Source organism: Stenotrophomonas sp., assembly GCF_036662295.1.
GTDB lineage: Bacteria > Pseudomonadota > Gammaproteobacteria > Xanthomonadales > Xanthomonadaceae > Stenotrophomonas.
The window spans coordinates 1-8,698 of record NZ_JAVWXA010000138.1 but is presented as its reverse complement, the minus strand read 5'-3'; the positions used below and the strand labels follow the sequence as shown (position 1 = coordinate 8,698).

At 70.3% G+C, this 8,698-nt stretch carries 10 protein-coding genes; 2 read left to right on the top strand and 8 right to left on the bottom strand.

Going from position 1 to position 8,698, the window contains the following annotated elements:
* Positions 1–96: 96 nt before the first annotated feature.
* From dinG to aroE, 3 genes are all read right to left on the bottom strand, one after another.
* Positions 97–2,157 carry an ATP-dependent DNA helicase DinG gene (gene dinG / locus RSA25_RS17900; protein WP_332810185.1) on the bottom strand — a complete coding sequence of 687 codons (2,061 nt, stop codon included), beginning with the start codon at positions 2,155–2,157 and terminating at the stop codon, positions 97–99.
* Positions 2,158–2,306: 149 nt separating this feature from the next.
* Positions 2,307–2,660 carry a hypothetical protein gene (locus tag RSA25_RS17895; RefSeq protein WP_332810184.1) on the bottom strand — a complete coding sequence of 118 codons (354 nt, stop codon included), beginning with the start codon at positions 2,658–2,660 and terminating at the stop codon, positions 2,307–2,309.
* Positions 2,661–2,665: 5 nt separating this feature from the next.
* On the bottom strand, positions 2,666–3,508 hold the full coding sequence (gene aroE / locus RSA25_RS17890; protein WP_332810183.1) for a shikimate dehydrogenase: 843 nt from the start codon (positions 3,506–3,508) through the stop codon (positions 2,666–2,668).
* A gap of 54 nt (positions 3,509–3,562) precedes the next feature.
* Between aroE and RSA25_RS17885 the strand changes: the two genes are divergently transcribed.
* The gene (locus RSA25_RS17885; RefSeq protein ID WP_332810182.1) at positions 3,563–4,435 is read left to right on the top strand and encodes a TolB-like protein; all 873 of its coding nucleotides are present in this window, start codon (positions 3,563–3,565) and stop codon (positions 4,433–4,435) included.
* 297 nt (positions 4,436–4,732) lie between these two features.
* On the opposite strand, the gene RSA25_RS17880 is transcribed toward RSA25_RS17885, so the two are convergent.
* The 4 genes from RSA25_RS17880 to RSA25_RS17865 form a co-directional block, all read right to left on the bottom strand.
* On the bottom strand, positions 4,733–5,005 hold the full coding sequence (locus RSA25_RS17880; RefSeq protein ID WP_332810181.1) for an SHOCT domain-containing protein: 273 nt from the start codon (positions 5,003–5,005) through the stop codon (positions 4,733–4,735).
* 33 nt (positions 5,006–5,038) lie between these two features.
* Complete coding sequence (gene hemB, locus RSA25_RS17875) at positions 5,039–6,028, bottom strand: porphobilinogen synthase (RefSeq protein WP_332810180.1); 990 nt, start codon at positions 6,026–6,028, stop codon at positions 5,039–5,041.
* Between the two features lie 39 nt (positions 6,029–6,067).
* Positions 6,068–6,985 (bottom strand): bestrophin family ion channel, encoded by a 918-nt coding sequence (locus tag RSA25_RS17870; RefSeq protein WP_332810179.1) that lies wholly within the window; start codon positions 6,983–6,985, stop codon positions 6,068–6,070.
* A 135-nt stretch (positions 6,986–7,120) separates the two neighbouring features.
* Positions 7,121–7,369: a hypothetical protein gene (locus RSA25_RS17865; protein WP_332810178.1), complete on the bottom strand. Its 249-nt coding sequence runs from the start codon at positions 7,367–7,369 to the stop codon at positions 7,121–7,123.
* Positions 7,370–7,581: 212 nt separating this feature from the next.
* On the opposite strand from RSA25_RS17865, the gene RSA25_RS17860 reads away from it, so the two are divergent.
* A complete protein-coding gene (locus RSA25_RS17860) occupies positions 7,582–8,040 on the top strand; it encodes a hypothetical protein (RefSeq protein ID WP_332810177.1) in 459 nt (152 codons plus the stop codon).
* Between the two features lie 35 nt (positions 8,041–8,075).
* Here the strand turns inward: RSA25_RS17860 and RSA25_RS17855 are convergent.
* On the bottom strand, positions 8,076–8,698 hold a 623-nt coding region (locus RSA25_RS17855), incomplete at its 5' end, for a DUF885 family protein (RefSeq protein WP_332810176.1).

Genomic DNA, 8,698 nt, shown 5'->3' with positions numbered 1-8,698 from the left:
AGCGGCCGGCACTACCGAAACCCCGGCTCCGCGCGTTGCCGGCCAGCGGCCGGCACTACCAGAAGCGGTCGTGCTTCAGACGACCGGATGCGCTCGCTACCCGATCACCCGCTTGAACGGCGGCAGCGCGTCGATGATGCGCTTGCCGTAGCGGCGGGTGAGCAGGCGCGAGTCGAGGATGATCACCCGGCCGGTGTCGGTGGAGGTGCGGATCAGGCGGCCGGAGAACTGGGTCAGCGTGCGCAGCGCGTGCGGGATCGCGATCAGGTTGAAGGCGTTCAGGCCGCGGCTTTCGAACCACTCGCTCAGGGTGGAGGTCTGCGGGTCGGTCGGCACCGCGAACGGCACCTGGGTGATCACCACCGTGGTGCAGGCTTCGCCGGGCAGATCGAGGCCTTCGCCGAACGAATTGAGCCCGAACAGCACCGAGCCCTCGCCGGCGGCAGTGCGGCGCAGGTGCTCGTCGATCATCTTCTGCTTGGCCCCCTCGCCCTGCACCAGCACCTGCTTGCGCTGCGCGGCGGGCATCAGCTCGGCCACCTTTTCCATCTTCCAGCGCGAGGTGAACAACACCATGCTGCCCTTGGTCCAGTCCAGCTCGCGCACCAGGTAGCTGGCGATCTCCTTGGGATGGCCAACCTTGTCGTCGGGCGTCACCGGGAAGGCCGGCACGATCAGCTCGGCCTGGTTGGGCAGGTCGAACGGCGAGGCAAGCGAAACCATTTCCGCCTCCTCGGGGATGCCGTTGTCGATGGCCAGCGACTGGAAATCGCCGCCGCCGGTGAGCGTGGCCGAGGTCATCACCACCGAGTCCACCTCATCCCACAGCAGCTTGCGCAGCACGTGCGCGGCCGACACCGGCGAGCCGTGCAGGATCAGGTCGCCATCGCGCGACAGGGTCACCCAGCGCGCCATCGGCGGCTGGCCTTCCTTGTCCTCGCGGCGCCAGGCCGTCCACAGGTTGTGCTGCTGCTCGATCATCTCCAGCGCCATGCCCAGGTTGCGCTGCAGGCGTTCGCGCGCGGCATCCTCGGGCTTGCCCTTGGCCACCTGGGCCAGCGCGGCATGGGCCCAGTTGAACAGGCTGCGGGTGTCGTCGGCGATGGCCTCGATGTCGTCCTTCCAGATCTCCGGCAGGCGGCCGTTGGGCGCGCGCCACATCGGCTCCTGCGCGGCCGGGTCCGGGCGCCAGCTGCGGTCGATCACATCGCGGAAGGCCTTGAGCTGCTTGCTGACCTTGGCTGCCGCCTCGATGGCCTCGTTGGGCAGCAGGTTGCCCAGCTTGTCCTTGTCCACCGCGCGGTAGGAGGCGGCGATCAGCACCTGCAGGCGGCCGGTACGCTTGGCCATCTCGTCCAAGGCCAGGCTGGCCGCGCCCTGGTCGATGGCCACGTTGCCGATGTGGTGGCCCTCGTCGAGCACCAGCAGCATGTCCGAGGGCGGGGCGATCAGCGGCTGGCCGTTGTCGCTCTCGCCGATGGACAGCGCCGACAGCAGCAGCGCGTGGTTGGTGACCACGATCTGCGCCTCGCGCACCGTGTTGCGCGTGCGCAGCACCGCGCACTGCGCCGAGTAGGCGCACTTGCGCCCCGCGCAGCCCGAGGCCGGGGTGGTGATGCGCGAGCGCAGGGTGTTGCTTATCGTCTCCGGGGCGTTGTCCAGGTCGCCGTTCCAGCGCCCTTCGAGGAAGTCCTTGCTCAATTTCTGGGCCAGGTCCATCTCGATCGGCGCCAGCGGGCGGTCGAACAGCGGCTGCTCGTCCTCGAACATGCCCTCCTGCGCGCCATCGCCGTGCGCTTCGGCGGCATTGCGCGTGCACAGGTAGCGGGTGCGGCCCTTGGCCAGGGCGACGGTGGCCTCGATGCCGGTCGCCTTGAGGAAATTGGGGATGTCGCGCTCGACCAGCTGCGACTGCAGCGCCACGGTGCCGGTGCTGATCACCAGCTTCTTCTTCGTGGCCAGCGCGATGGGAACGCCGGCGGTGAGATAGCCCAGCGACTTGCCCACGCCGGTGGGCGCCTCGACCACGCCCACGCCGCCGCTGTGCGACAGCGCACGCGACACCACCCCGATCATCTGGCTCTGCGAACGCCGGGTGCTGAAGCCGGGGGTATTGGCCTGCAGCTTGGCGTAGGCATCGCGGATGGCGGCCTTCATGGCGTCGTTCAGCGCACGCGGGGCTTCAACTTTTTCGGTCACGCCGGGGGGCACCTGCCTGGATCACGGCGGGTATTTTCTCACGAGCGGGCGGTGCTGGCCGGCGCGGATTTCCGCGCCGGTTCAGATCCGCGATGCAGGTCCGGTGTTCAGCCGGCCAGCGCCTGCGCGCGCGTGCGCATCGCACGGGTCATGGCCCACACCAGCAGCACCAGCGCCACCGCATCCAGCAAGCCCAGCACGAAACGGGCACCGCCCAGCCACATCACCATGGCCTGCATGCTGTCGTAGTTGCCCTGCTGCACCAGCCACTGCGGCACCAGGTTCAGCAGCAGCCCGGCCACGCTGCCCAGCGCCAGCAGGCCCAGCGCCCACAGCGCCACGCTGCGGACCGCCCCGCGCGGGCTGTCGGCCACCCACACCACCGACACCGCCAGGGCGATCAGGACCGGCAGGCGCATGGCCACGGTGCCGAGCACGGCAAACAGCAGTTCCAGGTTCATCGTGCTCAGTCCTCGCCGGCCAGCGCATGCTCGGCGCGCAGCGCGGCGTACACCGCATTGGTCTGCGGGTGCACTCCGTGCCATTGCTGGAAGCTGGTGGCAGCCTGCTCCACCAGCATGCCCAGCCCGTCCACCACGTTGCGGCAGCCGGCCGCGCGCGCCCACGCCAGGAAAGCGATGGCGGCCTCGCCGTAATTGAGGTCCACCGCCGTGGTGAGACTGTTGACCAGCGACAGCGGCAGCTTGAACTCCACGTCGCGGTCGCGGCCAGCGGAGGTGGCGTTGACGATCAGTTCGAAGTCGCCCAGTTCGCGCAGGTCCTCCCAGTAGCGGGTGCGCGCGCGGCCGGGTTCGCCGATGGCATCGATCAGCGCGTCGGCGCGCTCGGGGCTGCGGTTGACCACCACCATTTCCAGGATGCCGGCATCCAGCAGGGCCGGGGCCACGCTGCGCGCCGAGCCGCCGGCGCCCAGCAGCAGCACGCGGCGGCCGCGCAGGTCCAGGCTGTGGCGCTCGGTCAGGTCGCGCACCAGGCCCACGCCATCGGTGGTGTCCCCGTGCCAGTAATCGCCCTTGCGCAGCAGCGTGTTGACCGAGCCGGCCAGCTTGGCGCGCGAGGTGTAGGTCTTGCACAGCGCGAAGGCCGCTTCCTTGAGCGGGGCGGTGATGTTGGCCCCCACGCCGCCGTCGGCGACGAACGCCTGCAGCGCCGCGGCGAAGTCGTCCTGCCCGGCTTCGATGGCGCGGTAGTCCAGCGAAATGCCTTCCTGCGCGGCGAACGCGGCGTGGATGCGCGGCGACTGCGAGTGGGCGATGGGCTGGCCGAATACGGCGTAACGGTCGGTCATGGTTGTCTTAAACTCCGGGCCTGGATTGATACGCAAACCCCAATGGAAGCCGCCATGCGCACTCCCTTGTCACTGCTCGCGCTGAGCCTGAGTTTACTCTTCGCACCCGGCGCATTGGCGCTTTCCGAATTCGGGATCGAGGGCATGGGCGTGGTGTCCACCCGGGCCAACGAGGCCCAGGCCAGCGTCGCGCCCGATGGCCGGCGCATCGTCTGGGCCAGCGACCGGCCCGGCGGCGCGGGCGGCTGGGACCTGTGGCAGGCGGTGCTGCGCGACGGGCGCTGGCAGGACCCCACGGCACTGGCGTTGAACACCGGCGCCGATGAGCGGGACCCGTTCTTCAGCCATGACGGGCGCTGGCTGTACTTCGCCTCCAACCGCGACGGCGGCCGCGGGGGGCTGGACCTGTATGCCGTGGCGATCGAACCGGACGGCCGCTTCGGGCCGGTCACGCCGCTGCCGGCCACGATCAACACCGCCAGCGACGAGCGCCGCCCGGCCCTGCGCCCGGATGGGCAGGCGCTGCTGTTTGCCCGCAACGGCAAGGGCACCCAGGGCGGCTACGACCTGTACGTGGCCAGCGTCCGGGGCGGCAGCGCGGGCACGGCAACGGCGTTGCCGGCGCCGTTCAACAGCGCGGCCGACGAGGAGGGCGGCGACTGGCTGGGCAACGACGGGGCGCTGCTGGTGACCCGACGCACCGCCACCGGCTCGCAGGTGTGGGTGGTCGGCTGCGATGCGCACCCGCCGGCCGCGCCGCTGGCGCTGTCGTTCAACACCCCCGATGGCCAGACCGGTGCGCCGGTGGTGGACGCCTCCAAGCCGACCGAACTGGTGCTCGCCGGCATCGCCCGCGCCCCCCGCGCCGGCGGCCTGGACCTGTACCGGATGAAGACCCCCACGGCCCCGGGTGGCGTTTGCCGTTGACGACCCCGCGACGGTCGGCATGCGCTTCGCGCACGCCGACGAACGACGACGGTAGAGCCACCCCATGGGTGGCTGCGCTGGCCGCGAGCGGCCATGTGTGCGGGATCGCACGCCTGCCACGCATGGCGTGGCACTACCGGGACGCGGGCGCTCGGCGATCGACGGTAGAGCCACCCCATGGGTGGCTGCGCTGGCCGCGAGAGGCCATGTGTGCGGGATCGCGCGCATGCCACGCATGGCGTGGCACCACCGGGGCCGCGCGCATCGACCACCGGTCGATGCCTGCCGGGCGCGGTATCAGGCCGTGCGCAGGAGCGCGGCGCGCTGTTGTTCGTACTCGGTTTCGCTGATGTCGCCGTTGTCCTTGCGCTGGTTCAGCGCGGCCAGCTGGGCCTGCAGTGCTGGCGGCAGCTGGCTGTCACGGGCCACGCGGGCGGCGGCCGAGGGCTGCTCCGGGGGTCGCTTGGCCGCGCGCAGCACGCCGCGGATGATCAGCCCGATCACCACCGCGAACACCACGACCCCGGTGCCCCAGGTCAGCCATTGCACCCATCCCATCGTCTGCATCATCGTCGTCCTGTGCGTTGCGGTCGGCGCGTATTGTCAGCGCTCACGCAGCCAGCGCGCCACCTGCGGAGCAAAATAGGTCAACACGCCGTCGGCGCCGGCGCGCTTGAAGCCGATCAGCGACTCGAGCACGCAGGCGCGCTCGTCCAGCCAGCCGTTGGCGAAGGCGGCCTTCATCATCGCGTACTCGCCACTGACCTGGTAGGCAAAGGTCGGCACGCCGAACTGCTGCTTCACCCGGCGCACCAGGTCCAGGTAAGGCATGCCCGGCTTGACCATCACCATGTCCGCGCCCTCTTCCAGGTCCAGCGCGATCTCGCGCATGGCCTCGTCGCCGTTGGCCGGGTCCATCTGGTAGGTCTTCTTGTCGGCCTTGCCAAGGCTGGCCGAGCTGCCCACCGCATCGCGGAACGGGCCGTAGAAGGCCGAGGCATACTTGGCCGAGTAGGCCATGATGCGCACGTTGAGGTGGTTGTCGGCATCCAGCGCGCGGCGGATGGCCCCGATCCGACCGTCCATCATGTCCGAGGGCGAAATGATGTCCACGCCGGCAGCCGCGTGCGACAGCGACTGCTTGACCAGCGCCTCCACGGTGATGTCGTTGAGCACGTAACCGGCGGCGTCGATGATGCCGTCCTGGCCATGGGTGGTGTAGGGGTCCAGGGCCACGTCGGTCATCACCCCCAGCTCGGGGAAGCGCGACTTCAGCGCGCGGATCGCCCGTTGCGCCAGGCCGTTGTCGTCCCACGCGGCGGCCGCATCGAGCGACTTGCCGGCCGGGTCGATCACCGGGAACAGGTCGATCACCGGGATGCCCAGTTCCAGCGCTTCCTCGGCCACCTTGAGCAGCTCGTCGATGGACAGCCGCTCCACGCCCGGCATCGACGCCACCGGCGCGCGCCCGGCCAGTTCGTGCACGAACACCGGGTAGATCAGGTCGTCGGTGGTGAGCGTGTGCTCGCGCATGAGCCGGCGCGAGAACTCGTCGTGGCGCATGCGGCGGGGGCGGTAATCGGGATGGGCCATGGCGGTGCTCCGGAACGGTAGACGAGGGACGCGGCAGGGTTACTGCAGCAGGTAGCGATGCGGTTGCAGCGGCGCGGGCAGCGGGTCCACGCCCAGGCTGTCGAGCAGGTCGATCTCGATGGTGCGCACCAGCGCATCCAGCGGCAGGTCGTTGGGCTCCAGCCCGAACGGCTCTTCCATTTCCTCGCCCAGCTGGTCCAGGCCGAAGAACGCGTAGGCCAGCACCGCCGACACCACCGGCGTGGCCCAGCCCAGCGAGCTGGCCAGGCCGAACGGCAGCAGCACGCAGAACATCCACGCGCAGCGGTGCAGCAGCAGGGTGTAGGCAAACGGCAGCGGCGTGGACAGGATCCGCTCGCAACCGGCCTGGATGCTGGACATCGCATGCAGGCGGGTTTCGAACTGGGCATACAGGATCGGATCGAGCTGGCCGGCGCGCAGGGGCTGGGCCAGGTCGGCGGCGATCATCGCCAGCAGCTGGTCCGGGGCATTGAGCCGCTGCCCGAAACGCGCCTGGTCCGACTCACCCACCCAGGGCAGCGCGGCCAGCGCCGCATCCCGGCCACGCAGCCGGGCCGCCAGCGCATGCGCGAACCCGATGGCGAGCCGGCAGACGCGCGCGCGCCGGGGCGCGTCGTCGGCCAGCAGCGCGGTGCACAGGCGCGCCAGGCTGCGCGATTCGTACACCAGCTGGCCCCACAGCTTGCGGCCTTCCCACCAGCGCTCGAAGCAGGCGTTGTTGCGGAAGCTCAGGAAGATCGACAGCACCAGGCCCAGCAGGGTGAACGGGGCCACCGACACGCGCTCGATGCCCGGCGGGTGCCAGACCTCGGCGAACACGGCCACGGCGATGGCCAGCAGCAGGATCGCCAGCACCTTGGGGGCCACCGCTGGAACGATGGAGCCGCGCAGGATGTACAGCAGTTGCCAGCCGTGGGGACGAGGACGAATGATCATGAGCAGGCGGATGGGCGCCCAAGCGGGCGTGGGCCGGCGAGCGGAGTGCCGCGGCAGCCGCTGATTGTACGCTTCCGGGGCACGCGCCCCCGGCCGCTGCGACCGATGGTCGCAGCCGGGCCTGCGCGGGCCGGGTCAGACGATGCCGCCGCCGATACCCAGCCGCACGATGGCCACCACCACCATGATGCCGTTCAGGACCAGCCCGGCCCACGCCCGGCCGCGCTTGCTGGCATGGGTGAACAGGATGCCCAGCGCGGCGATCACCGCGCCCACCGCGGCAAACGGGATCAGGAACCAGTTGCCCCACCCCAGCAGCGGGATCAGGGCCAGGATCATCCAGAGCAGCGCCAGGATGCCCCACAACAGACTGATCAAACCCATGCGCGGCTCCTTGGAGGGTGGACGCGGCCACCATAGCCCAAATCCGCGCGCCTCCGCGCCCAGGCTGACGCGTTCATCACCGCAGGCGACCGCCGCGCAGCGCTCACCCGCCAGGTGCTAGCGTGGGCGACCAGCACGTTGGCACCGATTCAGTGGTCGCCACCGATGATCGCGCCACGGGCCCCCGGGCCCCTACCGAACAGGGGTGATGCATGAACATCCGAATGATGGCCGTCCTGGGCGCGCTGCTGGCCGTGGCCGGCTGCGCCAGTACCTCCAAGGTGATGCTGGGCCAGGCGCGCGCGCCGGTGGACCCGGCCAGCGTCCAGATCTATTCCACGCCGCCGGCCGGGTCGGTGGAGATCGCCCAGCTGGAATCGTCCAGCGCGGTCGGTTTCGGCACCCAGGGCCAGACCGACGCGGCGGTGCTGCGCCTCAAGCGCGAGGCGGCGGCACTGGGCGCCAATGGCGTGATCCTGATGGGCGTGGGCTCCAGCGGCTCGCCGGTGGGCATGTCGGTGGGCGCCGGCAGCTACGGCTCGCACGTGGGCGGTGGCGTGGGCATCGGCATCCCGACCACGCAGAAGCGCGCGGCCGGCGTGGCGATCTGGGTGCCCAACCCCGCCCCGCCAGCGCGCCTGCCGGCACAGACGATCACCCCGCAGCGGTAAGCCCGCGGCGGGATGAGGGTCGGGCCGGTCGGAACCTAGCGCTTGTATCGGGGGACGAAGACCTCGTTGACGGCCTGGGCCAGCTGGTCCGGCGGCAACAGGCCCTGGTCGAGCAGGAAGTTGTTGAAGGCCAGCCGGTCAAAGCGCGTGCCCAGCGCCAGCTCGGTCTGCATGCGCAGTTCCAGGATGCGGGTGTAACCGTAGAAGTAGCTGCCGGCCTGGCCGGGCATGCGCACCATGTAGCGGTCCAGTTCCTGGGTGGCCATGGCCTTGGACAGGCCGACCTCGTCGATCAGCACGCGCTCGGCGCTGGCGCGGTCGATCAGGCCCAGGTTGAGCATCGGGTCGAGCATGGCGCGCGCGCCGCGCAGCAGGCGGAACTGCAGTGCGATCAGCTGCCCGTCCAGCGGCTCGTAGGGCACCATTTCCGCCTCGGCATACAGCGCCCAGCCTTCGACGTTGACCGAATTGAACGCGAACATGGTGCGCGCCAGCGAGATGCCGCGCTCGACCATGGCGGTGAACTGCAGCTCGTGGCCTGGGCGGCCTTCATGCGCGCTCAGGGTCCAGGCGGCCGAGCCGAAATTGAAGTCGTCGTACTGGGCGGCCTTGTCGCCGGCGGCCGGGTTGCCCAGCGGCAGCACGAAGGTGCCCTGCT

Bases quoted from the DNA above. Each gene is read 5' to 3' on its own strand.
- dinG (WP_332810185.1), bottom strand. From the start codon at position 2,157: ATGAAGGCCGCCATCCGCGATGCCTACGCCAAGCTGCAGGCCAATACC.
- RSA25_RS17895 (WP_332810184.1), bottom strand. From the start codon at position 2,660: ATGAACCTGGAACTGCTGTTTGCCGTGCTCGGCACCGTGGCCATGCGC.
- aroE (WP_332810183.1), bottom strand. From the start codon at position 3,508: ATGACCGACCGTTACGCCGTATTCGGCCAGCCCATCGCCCACTCGCAG.
- RSA25_RS17885 (WP_332810182.1), top strand. From the start codon at position 3,563: ATGCGCACTCCCTTGTCACTGCTCGCGCTGAGCCTGAGTTTACTCTTC.
- RSA25_RS17880 (WP_332810181.1), bottom strand. From the start codon at position 5,005: ATGATGCAGACGATGGGATGGGTGCAATGGCTGACCTGGGGCACCGGG.
- hemB (WP_332810180.1), bottom strand. From the start codon at position 6,028: ATGGCCCATCCCGATTACCGCCCCCGCCGCATGCGCCACGACGAGTTC.
- RSA25_RS17870 (WP_332810179.1), bottom strand. From the start codon at position 6,985: ATGATCATTCGTCCTCGTCCCCACGGCTGGCAACTGCTGTACATCCTG.
- RSA25_RS17865 (WP_332810178.1), bottom strand. From the start codon at position 7,369: ATGGGTTTGATCAGTCTGTTGTGGGGCATCCTGGCGCTGCTCTGGATG.
- RSA25_RS17860 (WP_332810177.1), top strand. From the start codon at position 7,582: ATGAACATCCGAATGATGGCCGTCCTGGGCGCGCTGCTGGCCGTGGCC.